This is a genomic window from Paenibacillus mesophilus (genome assembly GCF_005938385.1).
Lineage (GTDB): Bacteria > Bacillota > Bacilli > Paenibacillales > NBRC-103111 > Paenibacillus_AB > Paenibacillus_AB mesophilus.
In genome coordinates, this window is record NZ_VCRA01000004.1 from 445416 (window position 1) to 469574 (window position 24159).

The 24159-nt window shown below is 53.1% G+C and carries 26 protein-coding genes; 9 read left to right on the forward strand and 17 right to left on the reverse strand.

Features of this window, described 5'->3' with window-relative positions:
- Positions 1 to 6: 6 nt before the first annotated feature.
- The 7 genes from FE783_RS09595 to FE783_RS09625 all read right to left on the reverse strand — a co-directional run bounded on the left by FE783_RS09595 (position 7) and on the right by FE783_RS09625 (position 8427).
- On the reverse strand, positions 7 to 432 hold the full coding sequence (locus tag FE783_RS09595; protein WP_138879111.1) for a chemotaxis protein CheW: 426 nt from the start codon (positions 430 to 432) through the stop codon (positions 7 to 9).
- Between the two features lie 19 nt (positions 433 to 451).
- Positions 452 to 2038 carry a methyl-accepting chemotaxis protein gene (locus tag FE783_RS09600; protein ID WP_138879112.1) on the reverse strand — a complete coding sequence of 529 codons (1587 nt, stop codon included), beginning with the start codon at positions 2036 to 2038 and terminating at the stop codon, positions 452 to 454.
- 349 nt (positions 2039 to 2387) lie between these two features.
- Entirely contained in the window at positions 2388 to 3551 is a 1164-nt protein-coding gene (locus tag FE783_RS09605) for a Ger(x)C family spore germination protein (protein WP_138879113.1), read from the reverse strand.
- Positions 3548 to 5020 (reverse strand): spore germination protein, encoded by a 1473-nt coding sequence (locus FE783_RS09610; protein ID WP_158301702.1) that lies wholly within the window; start codon positions 5018 to 5020, stop codon positions 3548 to 3550. The genes FE783_RS09605 and FE783_RS09610 overlap by 4 nt, the downstream gene beginning before the upstream one ends.
- Positions 5017 to 6114 carry a GerAB/ArcD/ProY family transporter gene (locus FE783_RS09615; RefSeq protein WP_138879115.1) on the reverse strand — a complete coding sequence of 366 codons (1098 nt, stop codon included), beginning with the start codon at positions 6112 to 6114 and terminating at the stop codon, positions 5017 to 5019. The genes FE783_RS09610 and FE783_RS09615 overlap by 4 nt, the downstream gene beginning before the upstream one ends.
- Before the next feature lie 172 nt (positions 6115 to 6286).
- Entirely contained in the window at positions 6287 to 7747 is a 1461-nt protein-coding gene (locus FE783_RS09620; protein ID WP_138879116.1) for a sensor histidine kinase, read from the reverse strand.
- On the reverse strand, positions 7744 to 8427 hold the full coding sequence (locus tag FE783_RS09625) for a response regulator transcription factor (protein ID WP_138879117.1): 684 nt from the start codon (positions 8425 to 8427) through the stop codon (positions 7744 to 7746). Before FE783_RS09625 ends, FE783_RS09620 begins: the two co-directional genes overlap by 4 nt.
- A 268-nt stretch (positions 8428 to 8695) precedes the next feature.
- Here FE783_RS09625 and FE783_RS09630 point away from each other — a divergent pair, with 268 nt between their 5' ends.
- Positions 8696 to 9511: an alpha/beta fold hydrolase gene (locus FE783_RS09630; RefSeq protein WP_138879118.1), complete on the forward strand. Its 816-nt coding sequence runs from the start codon at positions 8696 to 8698 to the stop codon at positions 9509 to 9511.
- A 143-nt stretch (positions 9512 to 9654) separates the two neighbouring features.
- On the opposite strand, the gene FE783_RS09635 is transcribed toward FE783_RS09630, so the two are convergent.
- From FE783_RS09635 to FE783_RS09650, 4 genes are all read right to left on the reverse strand, one after another.
- The gene (locus tag FE783_RS09635; protein WP_138879119.1) at positions 9655 to 11886 is read right to left on the reverse strand and encodes a YhgE/Pip domain-containing protein; all 2232 of its coding nucleotides are present in this window, start codon (positions 11884 to 11886) and stop codon (positions 9655 to 9657) included.
- A gap of 75 nt (positions 11887 to 11961) precedes the next feature.
- A complete protein-coding gene (locus FE783_RS09640; RefSeq protein ID WP_138879120.1) occupies positions 11962 to 12537 on the reverse strand; it encodes a TetR/AcrR family transcriptional regulator in 576 nt (191 codons plus the stop codon).
- A 154-nt stretch (positions 12538 to 12691) separates the two neighbouring features.
- Positions 12692 to 13324, reverse strand: a complete 633-nt coding sequence (locus FE783_RS09645) for an alpha/beta hydrolase (RefSeq protein WP_138879121.1) — start codon at positions 13322 to 13324, stop codon at positions 12692 to 12694.
- The gene (locus FE783_RS09650) at positions 13321 to 14271 is read right to left on the reverse strand and encodes a ring-cleaving dioxygenase (RefSeq protein ID WP_138879122.1); all 951 of its coding nucleotides are present in this window, start codon (positions 14269 to 14271) and stop codon (positions 13321 to 13323) included. The genes FE783_RS09645 and FE783_RS09650 overlap by 4 nt, the downstream gene beginning before the upstream one ends.
- Positions 14272 to 14493: 222 nt before the next feature.
- On the opposite strand from FE783_RS09650, the gene FE783_RS09655 reads away from it, so the two are divergent.
- Complete coding sequence (locus tag FE783_RS09655) at positions 14494 to 14880, forward strand: hypothetical protein (RefSeq protein WP_138879123.1); 387 nt, start codon at positions 14494 to 14496, stop codon at positions 14878 to 14880.
- A gap of 54 nt (positions 14881 to 14934) precedes the next feature.
- On the opposite strand, the gene FE783_RS09660 is transcribed toward FE783_RS09655, so the two are convergent.
- Complete coding sequence (locus tag FE783_RS09660) at positions 14935 to 15588, reverse strand: alpha/beta hydrolase (RefSeq protein ID WP_138879124.1); 654 nt, start codon at positions 15586 to 15588, stop codon at positions 14935 to 14937.
- Positions 15589 to 15600: 12 nt separating this feature from the next.
- Positions 15601 to 16005, reverse strand: a complete 405-nt coding sequence (locus FE783_RS09665; protein ID WP_138879217.1) for a DoxX family protein — start codon at positions 16003 to 16005, stop codon at positions 15601 to 15603.
- A gap of 143 nt (positions 16006 to 16148) precedes the next feature.
- Between FE783_RS09665 and FE783_RS09670 the strand changes: the two genes are divergently transcribed.
- Complete coding sequence (locus FE783_RS09670; protein ID WP_138879125.1) at positions 16149 to 16700, forward strand: helix-turn-helix domain-containing protein; 552 nt, start codon at positions 16149 to 16151, stop codon at positions 16698 to 16700.
- 78 nt (positions 16701 to 16778) lie between these two features.
- Here FE783_RS09670 and FE783_RS09675 read toward each other — a convergent pair whose 3' ends face one another.
- Positions 16779 to 17015 carry a cold-shock protein gene (locus FE783_RS09675; RefSeq protein ID WP_138879126.1) on the reverse strand — a complete coding sequence of 79 codons (237 nt, stop codon included), beginning with the start codon at positions 17013 to 17015 and terminating at the stop codon, positions 16779 to 16781.
- A 115-nt stretch (positions 17016 to 17130) separates the two neighbouring features.
- The gene (locus FE783_RS09680) at positions 17131 to 17331 is read right to left on the reverse strand and encodes a cold-shock protein (RefSeq protein WP_138879127.1); all 201 of its coding nucleotides are present in this window, start codon (positions 17329 to 17331) and stop codon (positions 17131 to 17133) included.
- Positions 17332 to 17646: 315 nt separating this feature from the next.
- On the opposite strand from FE783_RS09680, the gene FE783_RS09685 reads away from it, so the two are divergent.
- Positions 17647 to 17847 carry a sporulation protein Cse60 gene (locus tag FE783_RS09685; protein ID WP_138879128.1) on the forward strand — a complete coding sequence of 67 codons (201 nt, stop codon included), beginning with the start codon at positions 17647 to 17649 and terminating at the stop codon, positions 17845 to 17847.
- A 149-nt stretch (positions 17848 to 17996) separates the two neighbouring features.
- Here FE783_RS09685 and FE783_RS09690 read toward each other — a convergent pair whose 3' ends face one another.
- Together FE783_RS09690 and FE783_RS09695 are read right to left on the reverse strand one after the other, a co-directional pair.
- Complete coding sequence (locus FE783_RS09690; protein WP_138879129.1) at positions 17997 to 18458, reverse strand: GreA/GreB family elongation factor; 462 nt, start codon at positions 18456 to 18458, stop codon at positions 17997 to 17999.
- Between the two features lie 232 nt (positions 18459 to 18690).
- The gene (locus FE783_RS09695) at positions 18691 to 19167 is read right to left on the reverse strand and encodes a hypothetical protein (RefSeq protein WP_138879130.1); all 477 of its coding nucleotides are present in this window, start codon (positions 19165 to 19167) and stop codon (positions 18691 to 18693) included.
- A 162-nt stretch (positions 19168 to 19329) separates the two neighbouring features.
- Between FE783_RS09695 and FE783_RS09700 the strand changes: the two genes are divergently transcribed.
- From FE783_RS09700 to FE783_RS09720, 5 genes are all read left to right on the forward strand, one after another.
- Positions 19330 to 21474, forward strand: coding sequence for an ABC transporter transmembrane domain-containing protein (locus FE783_RS09700; RefSeq protein WP_138879131.1), 2145 nt, complete (start codon positions 19330 to 19332; stop codon positions 21472 to 21474).
- A 33-nt stretch (positions 21475 to 21507) separates the two neighbouring features.
- Positions 21508 to 22023: a hypothetical protein gene (locus tag FE783_RS09705; RefSeq protein ID WP_138879132.1), complete on the forward strand. Its 516-nt coding sequence runs from the start codon at positions 21508 to 21510 to the stop codon at positions 22021 to 22023.
- Between the two features lie 138 nt (positions 22024 to 22161).
- Positions 22162 to 22701, forward strand: coding sequence for a hypothetical protein (locus FE783_RS09710; protein WP_138879133.1), 540 nt, complete (start codon positions 22162 to 22164; stop codon positions 22699 to 22701).
- Between the two features lie 104 nt (positions 22702 to 22805).
- A complete protein-coding gene (locus FE783_RS09715) occupies positions 22806 to 23228 on the forward strand; it encodes a GNAT family N-acetyltransferase (protein ID WP_138879134.1) in 423 nt (140 codons plus the stop codon).
- 154 nt (positions 23229 to 23382) lie between these two features.
- Entirely contained in the window at positions 23383 to 24138 is a 756-nt protein-coding gene (locus tag FE783_RS09720; RefSeq protein WP_138879135.1) for a C40 family peptidase, read from the forward strand.
- The last annotated feature ends 21 nt before the right edge of the window (positions 24139 to 24159 follow it).

The following is a 24159-nucleotide window of genomic DNA, read 5'->3' on the forward strand; positions in this document are numbered from 1 at the left end:
CCTGTTCTACTCGCGAAGTAGAACTTCATCCAATTTCAATATCCCGACGAGTTGTTCTTCCCTGAGTCCGATCCCGACGAAATACGACCCGCTTACACTCCCGGCCTGTTCCGGCGGCGGCTGAATATCCGGGTAAGCGGTCACCTTATTCACGCGATCGACGATAATGCCTACCGACTCCTCGCGGTGTTTCACGACGACGATGCGCGTGCTTTTCGTATACGCTTCGTCCGGCAGACCGAACAGGCCGCGCAGGGCGATAACGGGGACTACTTTGCCGCGCAGGTTGATTACCCCTTTGACGTAACGCCGGGAATGCGGGATGTCGGTAATCGTCTGCATTTTGATAATCTCGTGCACATCTTCGATTTTTACGGCGTAACTTTCGAGGCCGATACCGAATTCGATGTACTGCTCCTGCTGAGAGGTCATCTTAATCACGCCTCCGTCGTTAGCGAATTTTGAAAATGGAAACGGATGTGTTGAGCTCGTCCGCCAAATTGGCAAGCGACTGGCATGTCGCCGCGGTTTGCTCCGATGCGGCTGCCGCCTCCTCGCTCGCGGCCGCGATCGACTGCACCGCGATCATCACTTCGGAAGCTTGCGCCGCCTGCTGCTCGCTGGCTGCTGCGATCTCATTAACTTTGTTCGAGGATGCATCCACCATCGCAATAATTTTCTGGAACGCCTCGCCCGTCCGCGAAGATTCCTTCACGGTGTCCATGACAGCGACGACGCTTTGCTTCGTGTTATCCTGCATCACCTTGATGATCGCGGAAATTTGCTTAGTCGCTTCGCTGCTGCGCTCGGCCAGCTTGCGCACCTCATCGGCTACAACGGCGAAGCCTCTCCCCTGATCGCCGGCGCGGGCGGCTTCGATGGCCGCATTAAGCGCAAGCAGGTTCGTCTGGTCGGCTATGTCGTCGATCACTTCAATAATGTCGCCGATTTTCTGGGAATCTTCCTCCAGCTTCGACATCTTGGCGTTGACGGCCTGCATGCCGGCAATCGACTCCTCGATCACTTTGCCTCCTTGATTAGCGGTCCGGACCGTCTCGGAGGACAGCTCGGCGGCTTGTTCCGCACCCTGCGCCACCGAGTTGATCGCGCTCGACAATTCGTTGAACAAATCCGTAATGTGCTGGGCGGACTGGGCTTGATTCGTACTGCTGCCGGCAATTTCTTCGGTGCTCGCCGATATTTCCTCCGATGCCGCCGCTACGCTTTGCGACGACTGAACGACACCGCCGATCAGGCTTTGCAAATTATGGATCATGTCATTAACGGACCGCGACAGCTGCCCGACCTCGTCCTTCGTATCGATGTCCGACTGCTCCCGCAAGTCGCCTTGCGCTACCTTCGATACCAGCGCAACGATCCGGACGAGCGGATTGGCGATGGAACCGGCTATGTAATATCCGAGAAAAATACTGAACAGAAACGCGATGACGATGACCGCGATCGTTACGTTGCGGGCGGAGGAATACGCCGAACCGGATTCTTTATACGTCGCTTCCGCGATCTCGATGTTCATGTCGATCAGCTTCGTCAGACTGCCTCTCATTTTCGTTCCGGCCGGATTCAGCTGCGTCTCCAGGAATTGGCGGAATACGCTCGTGTCTTGGTATGTCAACTGGCGAGCCTGATCGAACAGTTTGATGTAGGCCGCATAGGAGGCTTCGAACGTCTTCAGCTCATCCTGCTCCGCTTTCGTTATTTTCGTATTCCGGTAGGAGCTTATATGCTCTTCGATCTCTTGCTTATACTGATCTATATCCGCAGACAGCTTGTCCTTCGTTCCCTTCTCTTCGCTCATGCTCATTTCCCTGATGGCAACCCGCATCATCTGGTAATTGATCTGCGCGGCGGATAAATCCCGGACGGATACAAGGTTATTCTCGTACGTTTCTTTCACGTTACCGTTCAGCATACTTAAATTTGAAAGCGCATACACCCCGACCGCCGCCAAGATCAAAGCCACTGCTGCAAAAGCGGAAATCAATTTCACGGATGTTCTCAAGTTCAAAAACCATTTCATGTGCCCGTCACCTCGAAGTATTCGTATAGGTTGGTCGAGAGGAAAATTTATGAATAATTTTATTATAAGTCGTTAGTACCATTCTGTCACCAAAATTTCGACAATGGTATACAAAAATTACCATTGGTTGTTGGAGTTCGATTTTGACAATCGCGCGGCTATAGCTAGTAAACTTGGGTTTTTTCTAAATAAGAGACTTAAGTCCCATGCCTATCGGGAAATTGTAATCATTGACGATAATATGAACTTCATGGCATAAAATGTCGTATTTTGTCACAGAAAAACCGTGACATTCATAAGCATGTCACGGCTGGCATAGTAGCTATTGCCCCCCCTCCCTCACAGTTAGTCAGTACTCTTTACCGCGCTCCTTCACTTTGTACATGCCCGAATGAACGAGCTTCAGCTCTACTCTAACCGATTGCAGATCAATGACGTTAAGCCGGGTTTCCCCATTATGCGTGAGCTTGCTCCAATCCGGGAATTTTTTGCGGTATAACGTGTGTTCAAGCTGATACAGGTCCAACCCCCTTTTCTTTCCGTAATCGAATGTACGCTCGATTTCCGCAGTCACTGCTTTTGTCGCTTCATTCTCGAGCTCGGACTGCTCCATCTGTTCCAGCAATTCGGAGACGAAAAATTTGCCCCGGACCCGGACGGAATAAGAGGTCTTGCCCTCCCCGACCGTCGCCGGCTCTATCTCCGCTCTCGGACCATCTACCGTAATGGAAGCGGCGGGTACGCCGTTCTTTCTAAGCATGACGTTGCTCCGCTTCGTGTCCCGGTCCAGCCAGCGCAAGCCGATCAGATCGTCGTCCTTCACCCAAGCCGGGGGCAGCTTGTCCGATATGACAAACATGCCGTTCACTTTCAGCTTCGGATCATTCTTGCCGTTCTCTTTCCAGACGGTGTCCGCAATCCCGAGGGAAGGCAGCAGCAGCGTGGCCCCGGGCTCCCGGTACGTGGCGACGACTTTCTGCAGCCGCAGCGGCCGAATGTAAGACCTTTGGCGGTAAGTATCTTCCGGCTGATGCAGAATCGAGCCAAGCGGGGACTGATTGAAGAACGGGAGCATCAGAAAAATCCGGTCTATCGGCTCCTTGGTGCCGTACACCCATTGGGTATAGCGGATTTCCCTGAATCGGATCAAGCCGTCCTTGTAATAAGAAATTCCATGCTCCAATGCTTTTTGCGTGAATACGATCGAGGAAACCTGCCCCCAGAACATTCTTTGCTGGGACGTTTGATACAGCCTTGCCATCGCCTCGACGATCGTCCCCCCTTTCTCGTGACCCGACCAGACCGAGGCGGGCTGGCCCGACTTTCCCCCCTCCTGCTTGGCTACATTGGAGAAATCGACCATCTGTGCATAAACAACGTATTGTCCGTCTTCGTAATCGAAGCCGATGGCGGTCACATAGTTGGTGTCCTGAATCAATTTCATGTCCCAACATCCGGTCAATACTAAAAACAGCGGCAATCCGACCAGAAGTGCATATATCCTTTTGCTCAAGAAGGATCGCCTCTTTTTCTCGTATCGTCCAAAGCGTTCAGGAAAGACGGGCGGCTCTTGGCAACTTTCAGCGTCTTATATTTGATCGCATTAAACAAGTCCCGGAACGACGGCGGCGATACGGGAGACAAATACGATACGCCGAACGATTCAAGCGTCGACAAATAGAGGGCCAAAGCGATGAACGCCATCATAAACCCGAACATGCCCAAGACGGAGGACACGATCAGAATAACGATGCGCAGAAGCGTGACGGAACCGGCTAACGACTGGTTGACCAGCGTGTACATCGCCATGGTGGATATGGCAACGGAAACAAGAGTGGTCGGCGAGGTAACGCCCGCACGGATGGCCGCATCTCCTACGATCAGTCCGCCGACCACGGCTACGGTTTGTCCGACGGGCTTGGGCAATCGGGCCCCGGCTTCCCGGAACAGCTCGAACAAAGCTAGCATCAGGAAGAAGTCCATCGGACCCGACGTCGGGAGGCCGAGACGGACAGACGAAATCGTCGCAAGCAGCGGAAACGGAATTTGATCGAAGTTGAATGCCGTTACCGCAATGTAAAAGCCGGGGAAGAAAAGAGCTATAATCAAGCCGGCAATCCGCAGCATCCGTTCCATAGCAACATAATAAGACGGAAAGTGGACATCTTCCGGAGACTTCAGAATTAAGGTCAAATTGGCCGGTGCAATAAGCGCCATCGGCGAACCGTCGATCATAAGGCTGATGCGCCCTCTAAGCAAGCTGTCCGCGATGAAATCGGGCCGGCCGATGTACTCGAGCAGCGGAACCAGAGTAAAACCGGCCCCGGTTAAGCCTTCTTCCAGCTGCCCGCTGCTGATCAACCCGTCGATTTTCAGCTTGGTTAGATTATTCCGCACTTCCTCCACCAGCTTTGGATCGGCTACATCGCCGATGTACAGGAGTGCTACGGACGTGTGACTGCGTTCCCCGACGGAGAACGTCTCGCAGCACAACGAATGCGTAAGCAGCCGTTTGCGTACAAGCGCCACATTCGTATGCAAATCTTCGGTAAACGAGTCTCTCGGCCCTTTGATCGAAACCTCCGTGCTGGACTCCTCCGGAGTCCGGTTGGGGGGTTGAGCGATATTGACCGTGTACAGCAAGCCGGCCGATTCGAAAAACAAGACGAGCTGCCCAGAATAGACACGGAGCATGAATTGCTCCATCCAATCCGGACCCGCGATACGCCCAAGCAGCAGCGACGTGTTCGTCGCAAGCAGCCCGGGATCGACGATCTTCGCGTCTTCAAGCATCCTTTGCAGGCTGGGCAGTACAACCATGTTGATTTGAGACGCGTGCGTCATGCCTTGGCAGTACAGCAGCACGATCTTATGGGCATGGCCGGGCCGTCCGTACATTACGGATTCGATTCGGACGTCTTGCGACCGGGCGAACATGTCCCGGAGTTTATGCTCATTCAGCTCCTTCAAGCTTGTAATCATGACCGCGCATTCTCCTTTCCTCTTGCGGCAGGGAGCAGCGTCAATACGAGCAGCATCAAGCCGAACCACATATTCAAGCCCGATATTCCAGGAAAATACCATCTGGATAAAAAGTACAGCAGTGTCGGGTCACTGACCGGCAGCATCGTCGCTGCCAGAAGCGCGATCGACAGTCCCGCCAGAAGAAAGTTCCGGCTTCTGCGATTTTTCATGCCCGCTGCATCCGGAATGAGGAACAGCATCAGGGAAACCCGGATGAACGAACCCGAGATCCATTGATAAATGGAGAAAAAATCAAGATGCGATATAAATTTCCCCATCGTGACCATGCGCCACTGTTCGAAAGCCGGGTATCGCTGCTCCGCCGCTTCGAACGGACCGAATAAGGCGATCGATCCCGTTACCGGCCCGACGGTCAGCCCGACGAGAATAAGCGCCATTACAAGCAAACTCCTTGTCCGAATAGCCGACTTGACATGATGCTGCATGAACAAGATGAGTACCAATTCGAACAAGCCGCCGCCCGTATAAGCCATCGCCTTGATCGCAGGGACATATCCATGTGTGAATACGGGCGTAAGCAAAGAATAATCTTTATACTGCAGGTTTGCGGAGGCGACGAAGTAGCCGAGTACAACGACCCCGGGCAGCAGCAGTCCCGATGTGATGGCGATCGCCCGCATGCCCGCCCTGGCGGCGAAGAAGCATACAACTACGAATGCAAGGGCAATGACAAATCTGGGCGTTCGGGGCAAATAGCTGACGTGCGTCCACATCACCATATCGTCAAGCGATGTGAAAGCCGAAACGGACAAATAGACGATCGCAAGAGCCGCCACGATCAGACGAACCGCCTTCCCGTACCGCTCTTGAAGCCATTCGCCGACTTGACGGTGCCCTATTCTCCGTATAATCAAGTGCAGCACGCCTACCCATGCGATCATAGGGACAATAGCCGCCGTTGCTCCGACCCACGCATCTCTCCTTGCGGTTTCCAATAAGACGGGGATTAGCAGCACGTGATTGGAAATCCCGATGGACAGTATGATCGTCATATACAGCAGCAAAACGGAAATTTTTTTGTTCGGTTGCAAGAAGCCAACTCCCGGAAACGTTTCTGGAAATATAGTCAGGAATAGGTTTTGTAAGGAATCGATGTTTTATCCTCCTCCGGTTCAAACCCGGCACAGCGCGAGACGCAAATAAGCGCCGGCCCATGACGGGTCGGCGCCGCTCTTGAAATAGGCGCTTCCTACAATCGATTATTCATGACGGCGGCGGATCCGGCAAACTGACGGCAAACACGCTCCCTTCGCCGACGCGGCTTTCCGCCCGAATCGTACCGCCGTGGGCCTCGACGATCGACCTGGTGATCGATAAGCCGAGCCCGGCACCGCCGGCTTTGCGCGTGCGCGACGATTCGCTCCGGTAAAACCGGTCGAACACGTACGGCAAGTGCTCCTCCGGTATACCGGCGCCGTTATCCGTCACGGACAGTTCAATGCGGCCTTCGACCGCAGTCAGTGCGATCGCGATCCGCCCCTTCTCGGGATCGGTATGCTGGACGGCATTGTGGAACAAATTCAGCACGACCTGCTTCATCTTGTCGGCATCGTACAAGCAGACGGTGCCCGCATCCATTCGCAGCGCCACTTCCCGGTTGCCGGCCAGCAGGCGCAATTGGGGCTCCATCTCTTTGATCAATCGATCGAGCGCCCCTTCGTGCATTTCCATGATCGGAGCACGGTCCATCTTCGCCAGCAGCAGCAGATCCCGGACCAGCTTGTTGATCCGCTCCGACTCGCTGTGCATGCTGGTCAGCGCCTTGTGCAGCCGATTCGGCTGGTTCATCGCCCCGCGGAGCAGCACCTCCAGAAATCCGTGAATCGAGGTCAGAGGCGTACGCAGCTCGTGGGAAGCATCGGCAATGAATCGCCGCATTTGCTCCTTCGCTTCCTTCTCCGCGGCGAACGACGCCTCCAGCCGCTCCAGCATCCCGTTGAACGACAGGGCCAGACGGTCGACCTCCATTTGTCCTTGCCGCGCCGGAAGCCTTTCGTCTAGACTCCCCGCATCGATACGGCCGACCGTATCGACGATTTTCGATAAAGGGACCAGCGTTCTTCTCATAACGGGAATGAACGAAAGCAGCCCGAGGATCATCGCGAGCAGCGACAAGGAGATGAAGGTGAAGAGCTGCCTGACCGCCACGTCGTTCAGCGGAGCCGTGCTTGTGCTGAGCTGGACGACCCCGAGCACACGTCCCCGCATGTCAAGCTGCTGCAGCACGACAAGCTGTTCGTTCCCTTGATCGTCCCGGGTAATTTTATAATTCAACCTCATTTTCTTTTTCAGCGCTTCGTCATAAACGCTCTGCGGCAGCTTGGGCGGCGTACCGGAATTCGGCCAATTGGACATGTTCGTGATGTTGCCCTGAAGGTCGATGACGGCAAGCGTCATATCGGGGAGGAAAAACATCGGCCCTCTCCCGCGGCCATTCCCCTCGGGTATTCCGTCGGGGTTCGCGAGAACGTCCCGGGGAACCGACAGCAATTGGTTCTGCATCGTCTCCGCTTTGTTCTTGAACAAAAATTCCCGCATCACCACATATTGGAAGATGCCGATAAACAGCAGAATGACGGCCAATACGAGCAGCGAGCGGGACAACAGCTGGAAGCCGAGCGAATGAGGCTTCAGTACGGACGGAAGGCGCAGCTTCGGCTTCATGTCGCATCGACCCGGTAGCCGGCACCGCGCAGCGTGCGGATGATCCGGTGCTCTTTATCCCGCAGCTTGTCTCTGAGCGAGCGGATGTACACTTCCACGATATTTTCTTCCCCGCCGAAGTCGTAGCCCCATACTTTGTCCAAGATGACGCTTTTGCTCAGCACGAGTCCGTGGTTGATGACCATGAACTTCAGCAGCTCGTACTCGGTCGGGGAAAGCTCCAGTACCCGGCCTTGGTAGCCGATCTCCTTGCGCCGGTCGTCTATGCGGAACGGACCGACCAGCACCTCGCCGAGCAAATTCGGAAACTGGTTGCGGATTCGCGCGTGAATCCGGGCGAGCAGCTCCTCGAAGCTGAACGGCTTCACCACGTAATCGTCCGCTCCGAGCGTAAGTCCTTTTACCCGGTCATCGACTTCGTCTTTGGCCGTCAGCATAATGATGGCGACGTTCTCCGTCTTCTTCAGCAGCCTGCACACTTCGAAGCCGTCCATGCCCGGCATCATCACATCGAGGATGACGATATGCGGTTGAAATTGTTTGGCCAGCGTAACGGCCGTCATGCCGTCAGGGGCGGTTTGCACCTCGAACCCTTCTCCCGAAAGCCCCATCTCGAGAAACTGCAAAATATTCGGCTCGTCGTCGACGAGCATGATTTTGATTCCTTTTAGTTGAGCCATGCGTTCTCCTCCGGCCGTTCAAGGTACCCTGATGGTTCTATTATCCGATAGCGAGCTTAATCCATACTGAATACAGCCTGAATGCCTGCTGAACGTTTCGGATTCAGCATACAACGAAATGATGGAAGGGACAAGCCGCTTATCCGACCGGATAGGTTACCGCATAAGGACTTCCCGCCGGCTTAACGAATAGTTTCGGACACCCGGCATATAAGGTATGTAGAACGGATTAATCATTGTAATCTCACCGGCAAAGGGGAAATGAACGTTGGGATTTTATGTCGAGGTTGAAAAAGGAGTGAAAGTATACGTCGAGGACGTCGGAGTCGGCGCTCCCGTCCTGCTCATTCACGGATGGCCCGTCCATCACGAAATGTTCGAGTATCAAGTGTCGCAGCTCCCCAAATACGGCTACCGCTGCATCCAGGTCGATCTGAGGGGGTTCGGCAAATCCGACCGCCCGTGGACCGGCTATTCCTACAACCGAATGGCGGACGATATCCGCGTCGTAATCGGCACTCTGGGCATTAGTCACGCAAGATTGATCGGCTTCTCTATGGGAGGAGCGATCAGCATCCGCTATATGAGCCGACACCGGGGATACGGCATATCCCAGCTCCTGCTCCTCGCGGCGGCGGCTCCGTCATTCACGAGAAGGCCCGGTTATCCGTACGGCATGAACAAAGAAGATGTCAACGCTTTAATCGCACAGAACGATACGAATCGTCCGCAAATGCTTCATGACTTCGGCGAACTCTTCTTCGCAAGCCCCATTACGCCGAGCTTCCGCGACTGGTTCCAGTCCCTCGGTCTTGCGGCTTCTTCCCACGCGACTGCCGCAACGGCGATTTCTTTGCGGGACGAGGACTTGCGGTCCGATCTTCCGAACGTCCATGTCCCGACGACGATCCTCCACGGCAAACTGGACAAAATATGCCCGTTCCCTCTCGCCGAGCAGATGCATAGAGGGATCCGCGGCTCCGTCCTGCTGCCTTTCGAGAAGAGCGGCCACGGCATTTTTTACGACGAGCTGGAGCTGTTCAACCATCGGCTGGTGGCGGCGCTGGGGCAAATAGGGAGGTGACATATAAGAGCCGACCTTTTGAAGGTTAATAATTAATATACTTAAGTTCTAGCCGGCTGAGCGGAAAACATCCCGAAGAATACAAAAGACTGTTAGTAAAGTCCCTCTTTAAGAGGGGCTTACCAACAGTCTCCCCTCATCCATCAAGCGACGGTTACCGCCGCCGCCGACCCTGCCCGCTTGTTTTTGCGGTGGGAGGCCACGAAATAGCCGAGCGTTAACGCCGCAAACAATACCGCGAACAGGCCGAGCACGCCTGCATACTTCCACATCGACGCGTAATCGCCGCTCGATATGACGTCCTTCAAACCGGCAACCGAGTACGTCATCGGCAGCCAAGGCGTTACTTTCTGCAGCCAATCCGGAATCAGCTCGAGCGGGAACGTTCCGGCCGAACTCGTCAATTGGAAGATCAGTACGACGATGGCCACGAAGCGGCCCGGATTATGCAGCACGGTCACGAGAAATTGAATAAGCATCATGAACGTAATGCTCGTAATGACCGTGAAAAGAACGAATAGCGGAACGCTCTTCACTTCCATATCGAGAATATACAACAATGCCGCATCTGCGATCAAAGCCTGAACCGCTCCGACCATTACCAGAGTCAGCGCCTTGCTCCAGAACCAGCTCCAGCCGTTTGCCGGAAGCACGGCAGGTTCCCGCACGGAATACACGATAGTCAGAAGCAGCGCCCCCACATACAAACCGAGCGACAAGAAATACGGCGCGAAGCCGGTGCCGTAGTTCGGCACTTCATTGACCTTCTGGACATCGAGCTGTACCGGGCCCGCGAACATGTCGTACATCGAATCCGTTGCCTGAAGCCCCGAAGTTCGGGCTGCGGCATCGCTCAGCTTGCCCGACAGCTCGTGCGAGCCGTCGTCCAGCTGCAGCAGCCCCGAAGCGACTTGCCGGGCTCCGTTCTCCAGCTGGTTCGTACCCTCGACGAGCGGTGCCACATTAGCCATCAGCTTGGTCAGCCCTTGCTGCAGCTCGGTCGCGCCCCCCGTCAGCTGCTGCGCACCGGACGCAAGAGCGGCGCCGCCTTCCTTCGCCTCCGCCAGCTTGCCGCCGAATTGCGCCATCCCTGCGGTTAAATTCCCGGCTCCGGCAGCGAGCTGTCGTCCTCCGGCGGCCAGCTGCTGCCCGCCTGCATAAGCTTCCTTCATCTTGACGTCGAACGCCGTCAAGCTATCCTTCAGCTGAACGGAGCCCCCATGCAGCTGCTGCGCACCGTCGCTCAGCTTCAACTGCGCTTGCTTGCTGTCCGTAAGTCCCGCCGCCAGCTGCTTGCTTGCCGCCAGCATCTTCTGGAAATTCGCATCCTGCGCGAGCTGCGCGTTCGACGAGGCCAGCTGCTCCAGTCCTTGCTCCAGCTGCGCCGCCCCTTGCTCCAGCTTCGCCGTGCCGGCTGCCGATTGACCGATTCCATCGGCCAACTGCCCCGACGCCAGCTCCGCCTGCTTCGAGCTAGCCGCCAGCTTGCCGCTCCCTTGGGAGAGCTGGGACAAGCCGTCGCTCAATTGCTCCGAGCCCGCTCCCAGCGACTTCGCCCCATCGCCAACCGATGCCGCGCCTGCGCCCAGCTCCCGCTGCGCCGCATCCAGCTTGATGAGCCCGTCGGCGAGCTCGCTTGCTCCGCCGCCCAACCGGGCGACGCCTTGCTTCAATTGCACGCCGCCCGCTTCAAGCTTGGCGACACCGTCTCCCAGCGTCACGGCCCCGCTGGCCAGCTTGCTTAAGTTTTGCTCGATCAGCTGCGCGCCGTCCTTCGCTTTGGAAGTTCCGTCGGCCAGTTGGCCGGCTCCGTCACTCGCTTTGCCGATGCCGTCTACGAGCTGCTCCATTTGACTAAATACCGTTCTGGCATACGTTTCCGTAATTTCTTTATTCAATAAAGCCTTCATCTTATCGATCGCGGAATTGCCGATCTGGGAAGCGAGGAAGTTGTAGCTCTCGTTCGGAAGGAACGAGAGCCGCGCCGCCGTCGGATGATCGGTCGTCAAGGTCGCCGTCTTCTCCGAGAAGTCCTCCGGAATTTCGATGGCCATGTAATACGTATTGTTGCTGAGACCATCCATCGCTTCCTGCTTGCTGACGAACCTCCAATCGAATTGGCGGTTCTCCTTCAGCTTCTCCTCGAACTCGTCCCCGACACGCAGCGACTTGCCGTTAAATTCGGTTCCCTTGTCCGCATTGACGATCGCAACCGGCAAATCGTCCAGCCGGCCGTACGGATCCCAGAACGCCCCGAGAAACATCGCGGTATACAGCACCGGAATCATTAGCACGGCAATGACCGGGATCAGCACTTTGCGGTTGCGGCCGATCGAGGCCAGTTCTTTGCCGAATTGTTTTAACCCTTTCAACATGATTCTCCACTCCTCTTAACTTTTTGACCATTTCAGTCATATGGTCATTTTGCGGTGAAAAAAACGGCATCCGTTTTAATTCGGAGCCAATCCCGTCTGCAAGTAGAACTGTAGCAGCTCGGCCACTTGTCCTTTAGCGAGCGGTTCGTGCGACTTTCTCCAATCGGCGGTTAACGCCATATATAGCTTCAGCATGACAAACGCGGTCATTTCCGGATTGCAGGGCTTGACTTCGCCTTTATCTATCGCCCGCTGCACCTGCTGCTGAATGTAACCGACTATCGCCTTCTCGATCTGCCGGATGCCTTCCTGCGCCATCTGCGTGCCGATCTCCTTCACTTCCTGAGCCAGCTTGATGGCCAGCTCGTGCTCCTCGTTGAAATCGAGCAGCCGGTCCAGCACCCGGTGCAAATTATCGAAAAACTTACGGTCCGGATCGACCACTTCTTCGGCAACACGCTTCATTTCCTGAATGAGCTTGTTCATAATTTCCTGAAACAGCTCTTCCTTATTCGAGAAAAACGTATAAATCGTCCCTTTGCCGACATTGGCGATCTTGGCTACCTGATCCATCGTGGTCGCTTTGTAGCCGAATAAAGCAAACGACTTGGCAGCCGCTTCGACGATAAGCTTGCGCCGGTCAACCGTCATCTCATCACCTCCGACCGACTGACTATATTTCGAATTCGGTCATTTCGTCAGAACCCATTGTAGCACCCTTTTTTTCATTTGGCAAGGTACCATGCACGATCCGCAAGCAAAAAGGGCACTAACCAGGATATGGTCGGTGCCCTTGCGCTTTCTTTCAAGCTGTTTCATCCCTCGGTCCGCCCGCAAACTGTCCGTCGAACCAAGCTTTTGCAGCCATAACTTCCGAGCGGGTCAATTGATGCCCGAAATGCTCCCAGTGTACCGTTACAGCCGCGCCTGCCTGCTCGAGTAGTCCCTTTAGCTCTTCCGTCTCGGTTGGAGAGCATATCGGGTCGTTCGTACCTGCGCCGATGAAGACGGGGGATCCGTACAAATCCGGCAGCGACAGGCCGCGAAGCGGTACCATCGGATGATGCAGGATGGCTCCCTTGAACGCATCCTTATAGTGGAACAACACACTCCCCGCAATATTCGCGCCGTTCGAATATCCGACCGCTACGACATTGTTCCGGTCAAATCCGTACTGCTCCGCCGCCTGTTGTATAAATTCGTATAATTCCCGCGTCCGGTAGACGAGATCCTCCTCGTCGAACACCCCTTCGGCCAATCGCCGGAAAAATCTCGGCATGCCGTTCTCCAGCACATTCCCGCGTACGCTCAGGACGGGCGAACCGGGCGAGATTGCTTCGGCTATCGGGAGCAAGTCTCTCTCCGTCCCTCCGGTCCCGTGCAGCAGCAGCAAGGTCGGGGCGCTTCCGTTCGTTCCTTGTCTGAATAAGTGCTTCATCGTACATCCGCCTCCAGCGTCCTTACTTCGATCGGAGGAAGCCCTTGCTCCACTTCGGCGCGTCTGTCCTCCAGCCATCCGGGCAGCATCAATTTCTCTCCCAGCGATTCGAATGGTTCATCTCTTGCAAATCCTGGCGTATCCGAAGCGATCTCGAACAATATACCGCCTTGTTCCCGGAAGTAAAGGGCGTTAAAGTATTGCCGATCGACGACCGGAGTCGGCTGAAAGCCGCTCTGGGCAATATACTCCCGCCATCTGCGGTGCTCCTCCTCATCTTTGGCCCGCCATGCAATATGATGGACGGTTCCCGCGCCGCCGGCTCCCCAGCCCATTGGCGTATGATTAATATCGATGATGTTGCCCAAGTCGCCGAAAGAACGGTAACGGACCCATTCTCCTTCTTTGCCTACTTTCGTAAGACCCATTACACGCTCGAGCAGGTCCATCGTTTTGTCGGGAGCGAAGCTGTTCAGCTCCGCGCCGCCGAACCCTTTAATCGCTTTGTCGGCGGGAACGCCGCCGAACGCCCACTCGCTCGCCGGTCCTGCTTCGCGCTCCACGATTTCAAGCTGCAGACCGTCCCAATCCTGGAAGCGGATATACGTCTCGCCGAAACGCTCCGTCTGTGTGTAAGCAACGTTCAGCTTCGTCAGTCGATCCCGCCAAAATCCGAGCGTACCGACAGGCACGGCGAATACCGTAGTTCCGACCTGACCTCCTCCGATCCGCCCCCGGCGAGCCGTTGCCCACGGGAAGAAGGTGATCGCGGTGCCCGGGCTCCCCGCTTCGTTGCCGAAATACAGGTGATACACTTCCGGGGCGTCGAAGTTAATCGTTTTTTTCACCAGCCGCAAGCCGAGCACCCCTGCGTAAAAGTCGACGTTCCGCTGCGCATCGGTCACGAAAGCCGTAATATGATGAATTCCTGCAGTCCTCATGTTCATTTTTATTCTCCTCCTTAGGATTATCCATTAGATTGCCCTACAGCTTACACTTTTTTGCTTCATCAATTAATCTTAATTTTATATATCTTTAATTTAAGATAAATATACACCTTTTTCGGACCGATTGCAATAGTTGATATCGGCCTTTATTTTTTGTAACCTATTCTATGTAGATCCGTATTAGTAATAGAGAGAGTCATTTTCAGAAAAGAGGACTGTTCCATGAACCCGAAACAAATCATTATTGTCAGCACGATGGCACTTGTGATCTCGTTCGGCGCAATGATGCAGAGCGATAAAACGTACGCCGATGCCGTATTTCGCCCGCTCGATAAATCGGCTAAAATTTCCGTTCAAGACGACTTCCATCAAGTGCTCGGCGTCAGCTCGGACGAGCAAGTGCACGATGCGCTATATTCCGGCAAATCACTCGCGGACATCGCCATAGAGAACAACAAGGACGTACAGCAGGTGATCGAGCTTCAGGTGGCTGAGCTGTCGGAGCAGTTGGACCTTCGGTTGGTGAGCGGCGCGATTTCAATCCAGCAGTACGAGTCGCATAAAGCCGAGCTGCGCGATATGATTACCGCGAGCGTGTACGGCAAATAAGCAGCGAAAGGGCGAATGCAGCTATGCACTCGCCCTTCTTGTTTCCACCCGCTTTCACTCCGCACGCAAGCCCGCGTCCGCGTACAGCCAGTTTGTGTAATTCTGCCGATTTTCCTCGGAAACTCCGTGATCCGTCGGATACGTTTTAAACGTTAGCCGCTCGGTCCTGTTGCGAAAATAAGCCGCCGTCTCTTGTCCGATCCGGATCGGGAATACCCGGTCATACTCCCCGTGCGATATAAACACCGATACGTCCTCCGTGCTTCTGAGCGGATATTCCGCCTTCACGAAATCCGGGACGTAGCCGTTTAACGCAACGATTCCTTTCAACTGATCTCCCATCGTAAGCCCAAGCGTCATGGACAGAATCGCTCCTTGGCTGAAGCCGAGCATATAGCGTCTATCGGCGTCTACCGGATACTTCTCCGTCGCATACCGGATAAACGCCTCCAACTGCCGAACCGCCAGATCAAACGTCTCCCGGATTGGATTGCCCAAGCTTCTCAGCTCGTAATATTGGTATCCCGCACCCAAAGGCAAATTGCCCCGGATGGAAATCGTAATAAATTCGTCCGCCAACGGCTCGACCAATCCGGCCATATTTTGTTCGTTGGAGCCTTTGCCATGCAGTGTAAAAACGGTCGGATACGTGCGATCCGGATGGATTGTCGCAGGAAAGCGGATATCGTATGCATAAGCCGGAATCATTGTACTTCCTCCTTAATTCGCCGGTTTGGCAAACATCCGGTCCACCGACAACGGCGCAGGCTTGGCCACGCTCAAATATAAAGCGACCAGCATGAATGCGAGGTCCAGCTCATACCCCGCCATCTCGCCGTTGCCAAGCAGCCCTGCGGACAGCTTCGCCGTAACGATCGCCCCGAGGAGCATAAGCACGAAAAGCGCCGATACATACCGGGTAAACAGACCGACGATGAGCAATATGCCCCCGACTAGCTCGAGCGGCCCCACGATATAGGCCAAGCTCCCGGGAATGCCTATGCTATCGAACCAGCCGGCGACGTTGCCGAGCCCCATCTGGAATTTGCTAATCCCGTGCGCCAGAAATAATATGCCCAATACTACCCGCATTATTGTCGATACCCATGCGGTACTTGCCATCAGGATCTCCACCTTTTCTTGAATATTAGTAATAACAAAATACTATTTTTATTGATAATTTAACGCAAACCGCACTAGTAAGTCAATAGAAAAATTGTTATTATAAAATTAAAATACGTATTACAAATATTTCGAGGTGAACGAGCATGGATATCGGTTCCGCCATACGCGCCATCCGCAAGCGCAAAAACATCACCATCGCCCAAATATGCGAAGAAACCGGACTATCCCAAGGGTTCATGAGTCAGGTCGAGAACAACAAGACCTCGCCCTCCATAGCTACGCTGGACAGCATCGCCGGCGCCCTGAACGTGCCTCTGGCTTACTTGCTGCTCAAGAAAGAAGAACGCATGAATATCGTGCGGAGAGAGGAACGAACGGTAACGAAGAGCGGAAGCGACCATTTGAACGTGGCGCATTTGAGCCGGACGAAGAACGTCAGGGTGATGATCGTCGAATTCCCTCCCGGCAGCTCCACAGGCGAGACTCCGCACGCACACGAAGGAGAGGAAGTTCATCTCGTTCTCAAAGGAACGATTCTAATCGAGCAAGGAGAAGATTCGGCGGAAGTAAGCGAGGGAGATTCGTTCAGCTGGAACGCTTGCACCCCTCATCTGGTGAGGAATGCGGGCGACGAGACCGCAGTCGTTCTTATAGCCGTCTATACGGATGCGGAGCATGAGAAGGAGTTGTTGTAGCGACAGCGGCGGCACAACAAAAAGAGCCGAACCCATCAGATCGGGGTCCGGCTCTTTTCCTCTTTTCACCTATGATCGTTACGAATCGCCGATTTGCACACCTTTTTTCAGCGACTTCTGATCACTGTTCGTGTTGACAAGTAAGGGCAGCATCTTCGTACCTCGCTGCATTTCGGAGGTGCATTGACGGCAAGTCGGCACAGCCTCGAACGAGAAGTTGTCTCTCATCCAACCGTTACAGCCGTCCTTCGTGCACAACCAGATGGCCGTTAGTTCTTCAGGAACTTCCTCTACCTGCTTCTTCCTTGAATACATAGATGAGCCCCTCCCCTGCACGGTTTTCACGAATTTGGAAGAAAAGCGTTTTAACTCGCCTTGCCATGAAAAAAACTGCCCCGACTTGCGTGCAGGGCAGTTTCCTCCGTCAGACTTACAGCTTAACTACGTTCTCCGCTTGTGGTCCGCGGTTGCCTTGTACCACATTGAATTGAACGCGTTGGCCTTCGTCCAAGGTTTTGAAGCCCTCGCCGGTGATTGCGCTGAAGTGTACGAATACGTCGTTTCCGCCTTCAACCTCGATGAACCCAAATCCTTTTTCTGCGTTAAACCATTTTACTGTTCCTGTTTGCATGGATATTACCTCCACATATTATTTACATGATTTTTCTTTTTCGCTGAGGAAAATAAAAATTCACATATTGGAAAAGGTACCATTTAACATAATAGCAACCCTTTACAATATGTGAATAGGTTTCAATCATGGTTAATTTCAATAATACCACGTTCAAGTTGGAAAAGCAAATTTACCGCAAACTTATTTCCAAAATCGATTTGACACCCCTATCCTTCAATGTTATGTTGATCGTGATGGGCATTCCGCAACCTCGCGGGGTGCCATCTGTACTTTTAGCGGGATTTTACATTTAATGTTAGGAGGATGGATCGAATGATTCAAGTCAAAGAATTCGTGGATACCGACAAATCGTATGCCGAGAAAAGAGCCAATGAGTTTCTTGCGGACTTAAGGGACGATCAGGTCATTAATATTTGCTACGGCTCCATTATGAAACCGAGTCCATCGGGCACCGTTTATCCGCGAAGCACGATATTGATCGTGTATCGAACGAGCGGGGAGGAGAACAAGTGAGAGCTCCGGCGATTGCCCGATTGTCGCTTGTACGGAATGGAATCTACACCGAACCATAGTCCGTGAAAACGCAAACAAGCAGTCATCGCCTACGCGGCGGCGGCTGCTTGCTTCGTCTTGATTCATAAGGAGATGCCATCAATACTTAACTATATAAAGGTTTCACCCTGCAAATCACCGCGGTTCATATACTTGATTTCCTCGACTCGGACTCGGATCTCGCCGGAAGGCACTTTAAGCTGATACGTCTCATTCGTTCTCGTCATTAATAATTGATGGCCTATAGGAGACAAGAATGAGATTTGGTTCTCATTGGGATCCGCTTGATGAGGGAACACGATCGTATACGATTCGGTGAAATCGTCTTCTACATAGCATAGTTTGACTTGGCTGCCGATCAGTACGGCGGAAGCGATGCTTTCTTCGCTGAATTCGGCAAGAATTTTTTCAAGCGTCGATGAGTACGCCGTAAGCGTCTGATCGATCCTGGTTCGTTCATGACCGTAATTCGGACAATATTGGTCCAAGAAATGCGTCTTCTCGTCGTTCAAATAAATAAGCTGGCTGATCAGTTGGGTACGCGAACCATTCAGTGCGAGACTATGGCTCATAGTAGATCTCACCTCCTAAACGAAGCTTCTCCACTACAGCCTTCATGGCAGCTCTTCTCATTTCGTTTTCCTCCTATAACAATATAGGCCTCCACATAGCGGGGCCTGCAGCTATCGTATCAAATTTCCCATAATAAATCCATCAAAGCGTTTGCAGTCCCAACCGGAATACAAAGAAGCCCGTCCCTATAAGCAGCATAAGGCCAGGCTCCACTTGTTCGTCCACGCATGATCAACTGCGCGAGAACCCTTCTTCCTCAAGATATTCCTTCGCTTCTTCGTAAGTTTCGAATACCGAATCCAGGTCCATTCCGGAGAAAATGTACCACATTTGATCCTCGTCATCCAATTTGAGCGTAAGCGATTGCTTCTTGCTATTCGTCCATAGCTCTTCCCCCGCTTGCGCGGCCTTGCCGGATCGGCCTGTGCCATAGGTCGTCAGCGATCGAATCGACTGTCCGATCAAGGAGCGGAGGTCGTCCGCGGACAACTCGCGAATACTGACAAGCCCTTTCTCGTCGGTGTCGTATCCTTTCAGAAGACCCGCATACACATAACCGTTGCCATTCGGATGCAGGTGATAGACGACCGTCTTTTTATCGTGCACGCTTGCTTCGCAGTGATAATTGACCCGTCCGAGGGATACGTTTTTGCGCTGCAATTCGGGAAAGGAATCGGCAATGGCAAGCTTCTCTTCAAAACTGAGCATTCGGGTGATCCTCCGTATCGTAGTGAGTGATTGTCTTCATTATAGCACAGGAGCGGAGCGCATCCGATTTTCGCCGCGGCTCTTTTGGAAACAGGTGAATCGAGATTTTACAGCCGTACCGAACTGCTGTAATCTATTGGTATTGGAAGGTGGCGATAAGACTTGAGTTTTATCCAAATGATACTGCGCCAATTCGCCCGCTATAAACTACTTTTCGGCTTGTTTGTATTTTGCATGTTCGTAGAGGTCGCTTATGCGGCGGCAGCCCCTCTGAGTCTGAAATATTTGGTCGATGAAGCATTTACGCCCAAGGACCTGCAAATGTTCATCCTCATTTTGAGCATTTTGATCATCGGGGGATTGCTCAATATTAGCGCCGGCGCATGCGGGGATTATTCGCTTGGCAAGCTTAGCGGCGAGGTTATCCGGAAGCTGAGGCTCGATCTGTTTATCCATCTGCAGCGGCAGTCGCTTCCTTTCTATCAGCGCTACAAAGCAGGTGATCTTGTCACCCGCTTTGCCGCCGATTTGTCCTCCATGGAGAGAGTCGTGCGCAGTACGAGTCCTCTCTTTCTGAAGGAAACGTTGAGCATCCTGCTCGGACTGGCTATGCTTTTCTCCATCGAATGGAAACTTACACTGGCCATGCTCGCCGGCTCCGCGCTGATGTTCGTCGGACCCCGGTTGCTTCAAAACCGTGCGGAAGCCGCCAATACGGGCTATAAAGAAGCACAGGAACGCTTCGCCAATACGATCGACGAGATGGTCAAAGGCCACAAAACGATCAAAGGCCTGCATCAGCAAGGCAAATTCCGAGAACGTGCCGGCAAACAAATTCACGATCTGTTCTCCCTCGGCTTGAACCTGCACATGATCAATTCCTGGATGGAGCGTTTGCCATTAACGGCTCTGCTCATGATGAACGGGGTCATGATCGGCTTCGGCGGATATTTGATTTTTCAGGACGAGCTTACGGTCGGCGGCTTTATGGCCTTTTTCACTTTATTTCTGATCGTCGGTCAAAATGTCTCCAACCTGGCGTTCCTCATCCCGAACCTGATCGATTCGAGCGTCAGCTTCCGCCGCGTCTCGGAGCTTTTCGAGCAGCAGCCCGACGTTCCCGAAGCGGCGGCCCCAGTCGAGCTTCCGTCCTCCTTCGCCTCGCTCCGGATGGATCGGGTCACCTTCGGGTATACCGGGGAAGCCGATCAATTGCAGGACGTCAGCCTGCATATTGCGGCCGGGAGCTATGTGGCATTCGTCGGACCAAGCGGCTCCGGCAAAAGCACGGCGTTGCAGCTGCTGTCGCGTTTCTACGATCCCGGACAGGGCACGGTAGCGATAGACGATTATGACCTGCGCACCGTCAGCGAGTCTTCTTTAAGAAAGCTGTCCACGCTCGTTACCCAGGACACCTTCCTATTCAACGCAACGATCCGGGATAATTTGCTGCTTGACGGAGTGGATTCGACGGACGAGGACATGATCGAGGCGGCGAAACAGGCGAAAATTCATAACGTTATCGCCGGCTGGCCCGCGGGATACGATACACTCATCCACCACGAAGGGGGTTCGTTATCCGGCGGCGAACGTCAGCGTATCTCGCTCGCAAGAGCGCTCTTGAGGAGACCGAAGCTGCTTCTGCTCGATGAAGTAACGGCTGCCCTGGACCCCGCTACGGAAGCGGATATCAATCAATTGATCCAGCAGCTCCGCCGGCATATCACGATTGTTTCCGTAACCCACCGGCTGGCCTCCGTCGTGAATGCCGATACGATTCATGTGTTCAAGGATGGCCGAATCGTAGAAACAGGCACTCATCACGAACTTCTGCGGCAAAACGGGCTGTACGCCAATTTGTGGGAGAAGCAGCATGGGTTTCACCTGTCTCGGGACGGGCTTCATGCAACAGTCGATGTGGACCGGCTTGCGAAGCTGCCTTTTTTCGAAGGAATCGAGCTTCCGCTGCTTCGGGATATCGCCACCCTGTTTTCAACCGAAACATGCCAAGAGGGCGACGCGATTGTCCGCGAAGGCGAGGAAGGGAATAAATTTTACATCATTGTCCGCGGCAAGTTCGAGATTAGGAAGAAGCTTCCTGAAGGCGAGAAGCAGGTAGCCGTTCTGCAGGACGGCGATCATTTCGGCGAAATCGCACTGCTCAAAGGCATTCCGCGGACCGCGACCGTGAGAGCCATGGGTCCATCCGTGCTGTTGTCCGTAAGACGGGAAGCTTTCCATAGATTGACCGCCGAATACCCGCAAATGCTGTCGACACTCGAGCACACGCTGCAGAAGCGCATTTGATCATTCTAAGAAAAGGAAGGAGCATGCCCTGCCATGACCATGCAATGCAAAAGCTGTACAACCGATGACGATTTCGCCAAAGTCAGTCTGTTCGTTCTCGACAACAAACACGACTTGCATCCTTCTTTTTGTACGATGGATATGGTGGAAGCGCTGTATACACATGTGACTCAAGGCCATTTGGTGTTCATCGAAAACGCCGATAAGCGGGTCATCGGGGCTTCCGCTTATTACCACGGGACTCCGGAACGGGATTTTCAAGACAAAGATATCGCTTTCTTGGACATGGCTATTGCCGATCCAGCATATCGGGGGACACGGCTCTTCCTTACCGGATTGCAGTATATGGTGAACGAGATCGCGCAGGAGCATCCGGAAGTGCAGGAAATCAGACTGGCCGCTCTTGCGGACAATGCGTATTTGTGCAGGTTGTATTCCAAATTTACCGAGACCAGCTATTCGCGTGAAGGGGCGGCTCTCGAACAGCTCGTGTTTTGTGTCAAAATTAACAAATTACAGGGTATCTTAAACAAATACGGCAAGGTATAATGAAACTAGGAAACCGATTTATACAAGTGAAGGAGGAATCCACATGGCCTTAATACCCCCTAGTTTTGACAAGAAAAACGGCAGCAAGCTCGGAAGAATCGCGATTTTGAACGATGCTTTGAGAGCGCAACCTAAGTAATGCCGTTCCAATTTCGTCCTTGTACCGTGGAAATGGACTATAAGGCGTATATCCATTTTCTGCTCCAGCATCACGCCGGGCTGAACTTGCCTTATCCGTTTGCCATGAAGCTTAGCTTTATAAGCAGCCCGCTGCTGTTCGGGAAGGGCATGCTCATCATCGATGAAGAGCCTTACGAAATCGCGGCTGCCGCAGGGTTCGTATACGGCACCGGCGCCAATGAGTATAAGGATCGGCACATATGCCAAGTCGAGGTTGCCTTTATTCGAAGCGAATATCGGCGTACCTTTTTATTTATACGAGGACTGCAAGCGCTCGTCGACGAGATGAAAGCGGGCAACCCCGACGTCGAGCAGGTTCAATTCTGGACTTCGGCCGAACAGGGGGAATCGGAGAAATTGTTTTCCAAATTCGGCGCCCTTCCCGGCTCGACGAAGACGCTTGTGAACGACTTAGCTTTCTATACCGTTCCTTTTCGTGAGCTGGAGGCGCTTTGCCGGCGTTTTATACCGAGTAGAAATTTAGACCGTCGGGCTTGACGGTCTTTTTGTTTGTTCTTCAGACGTATTCATACATCATTAAGAGCAACGAAGTGATCATCAAATCAGCACTCGCGTAATCACCGATCCAAAAGGAGTACGAAATGGAAACGTGCATCAGACAAATCCAAGAAACTGAGCTTGACGATTTGTTCAAATTAGTGGAGCAGTTTTCCACATCTTTTGTACCCGACAAGGAACTATTCCAAGAGAGCATCGGTCACCTCTTGTCAGACGAAGCCGCTTTCTTACGAGTGGCCGTACTGGATGGCAAGTTGATCGGGTACTGCTTGGGCTTCGATCATTACACTTTATACGCGAATGGTCGTGTATCTTGGCTGGAAGAAATAATGGTTGCCGAGGCTTATCGTAATCAAGGAATCGGGAAACAGCTAATGGATAGTTTCGAAGATTGGACAAAGTCGCGGCAGTCACGATTAATCGCGTTAGCAACACGCAGAGCGGCGACGTTTTATAAAGGGCTTGGGTATCAGGAGTCGGCTGTTTACTTTCGTAAGCTTTTGTAATCGAAGCGGCTATTTGGGAATTGGAGCGAGACTTGACAGTGCAACTCCAAGGAGTCGGACCCTTCTTTAAGGGTTCCGGCTCCTTTTTTATTTGAATCAAATTAAGCAAATACTGACATTCTAAAACCATACTGCCTCAAGAAAGGTACGTGAAATGGTGAGAAAGCTAGGGGTTCGGGCGCTGACGTTAGGGTTAGGCTGCAGCTTTATTCTGATATCGGCTTGCTCGACAAATCATGAAATACGCCCACGATCCGTTAATGACCCACATACGAATTTGGTATCGGAAGAACAAACCGACGACCCCGATCTGTACTTCGGAGATTTAGGAGTCGAACAACAGATTAATGCCCACCGCCTGCGGAGTCTCGCCGCTGCCGATCCGAACAAAAAGGCGTTGGTAGATCCGAATGGATTTCCACTCGTCAAACAACATCCCAATCCTTCCCTTCATCCGGACAAGAAGACCTATGTGGAGAGTGCCATCAAAACCGCTGAATCCTATATAGGAACCCCTTACGTGTATGGTTCCGATCGAACCGAACCGTCGACGTTCGACTGTTCCGATTATACGCGGTGGGTGTTCTTGACTGCATTGGGGATGGACTTGCCGTGGGATTCGAGGAGTCAAGCTGCTTATGTCAAAGCCTTCTCCAAAAAGACCTATACTTCATTGAATCAAGCAAAGCGCGGCGATTTGTTGTTCTTTTCCAGCTATAGAGGAAACCGCGCAGCCGATTATGCAAACTTGACGCCAGCCGATAAGACGATTACTCATGTAGGCATTTATATGGGGAACGGAAAGATCATTCATTGTCCTTCCAAGAAAAGCGGAGGGGTTCACATTGGCACTTTGACATGGAGGCAGTTGGATAACCGATTCATCTTCGGAGGAACTATTCTTGACTAGCTCTCACCTTTCCCTTACACA

Bases quoted from the DNA above. Each gene is read 5' to 3' on its own strand.
- FE783_RS09595 (WP_138879111.1), bottom strand. From the start codon at position 432: ATGACCTCTCAGCAGGAGCAGTACATCGAATTCGGTATCGGCCTCGAA.
- FE783_RS09600 (WP_138879112.1), bottom strand. From the start codon at position 2,038: ATGAAATGGTTTTTGAACTTGAGAACATCCGTGAAATTGATTTCCGCT.
- FE783_RS09610 (WP_158301702.1), bottom strand. From the start codon at position 5,020: ATGATTACAAGCTTGAAGGAGCTGAATGAGCATAAACTCCGGGACATG.
- FE783_RS09620 (WP_138879116.1), bottom strand. From the start codon at position 7,747: ATGAAGCCGAAGCTGCGCCTTCCGTCCGTACTGAAGCCTCATTCGCTC.
- FE783_RS09625 (WP_138879117.1), bottom strand. From the start codon at position 8,427: ATGGCTCAACTAAAAGGAATCAAAATCATGCTCGTCGACGACGAGCCG.
- FE783_RS09635 (WP_138879119.1), bottom strand. From the start codon at position 11,886: ATGTTGAAAGGGTTAAAACAATTCGGCAAAGAACTGGCCTCGATCGGC.
- FE783_RS09640 (WP_138879120.1), bottom strand. From the start codon at position 12,537: ATGACGGTTGACCGGCGCAAGCTTATCGTCGAAGCGGCTGCCAAGTCG.
- FE783_RS09645 (WP_138879121.1), bottom strand. From the start codon at position 13,324: ATGAAGCACTTATTCAGACAAGGAACGAACGGAAGCGCCCCGACCTTG.
- FE783_RS09650 (WP_138879122.1), bottom strand. From the start codon at position 14,271: ATGAACATGAGGACTGCAGGAATTCATCATATTACGGCTTTCGTGACC.
- FE783_RS09655 (WP_138879123.1), top strand. From the start codon at position 14,494: ATGAACCCGAAACAAATCATTATTGTCAGCACGATGGCACTTGTGATC.
- FE783_RS09660 (WP_138879124.1), bottom strand. From the start codon at position 15,588: ATGATTCCGGCTTATGCATACGATATCCGCTTTCCTGCGACAATCCAT.
- FE783_RS09670 (WP_138879125.1), top strand. From the start codon at position 16,149: ATGGATATCGGTTCCGCCATACGCGCCATCCGCAAGCGCAAAAACATC.
- FE783_RS09675 (WP_138879126.1), bottom strand. From the start codon at position 17,015: ATGTATTCAAGGAAGAAGCAGGTAGAGGAAGTTCCTGAAGAACTAACG.
- FE783_RS09680 (WP_138879127.1), bottom strand. From the start codon at position 17,331: ATGCAAACAGGAACAGTAAAATGGTTTAACGCAGAAAAAGGATTTGGG.
- FE783_RS09685 (WP_138879128.1), top strand. From the start codon at position 17,647: ATGATTCAAGTCAAAGAATTCGTGGATACCGACAAATCGTATGCCGAG.
- FE783_RS09690 (WP_138879129.1), bottom strand. From the start codon at position 18,458: ATGAGCCATAGTCTCGCACTGAATGGTTCGCGTACCCAACTGATCAGC.
- FE783_RS09695 (WP_138879130.1), bottom strand. From the start codon at position 19,167: ATGCTCAGTTTTGAAGAGAAGCTTGCCATTGCCGATTCCTTTCCCGAA.
- FE783_RS09705 (WP_138879132.1), top strand. From the start codon at position 21,508: ATGACCATGCAATGCAAAAGCTGTACAACCGATGACGATTTCGCCAAA.
- FE783_RS09710 (WP_138879133.1), top strand. From the start codon at position 22,162: ATGCCGTTCCAATTTCGTCCTTGTACCGTGGAAATGGACTATAAGGCG.
- FE783_RS09715 (WP_138879134.1), top strand. From the start codon at position 22,806: ATGGAAACGTGCATCAGACAAATCCAAGAAACTGAGCTTGACGATTTG.
- FE783_RS09720 (WP_138879135.1), top strand. From the start codon at position 23,383: ATGGTGAGAAAGCTAGGGGTTCGGGCGCTGACGTTAGGGTTAGGCTGC.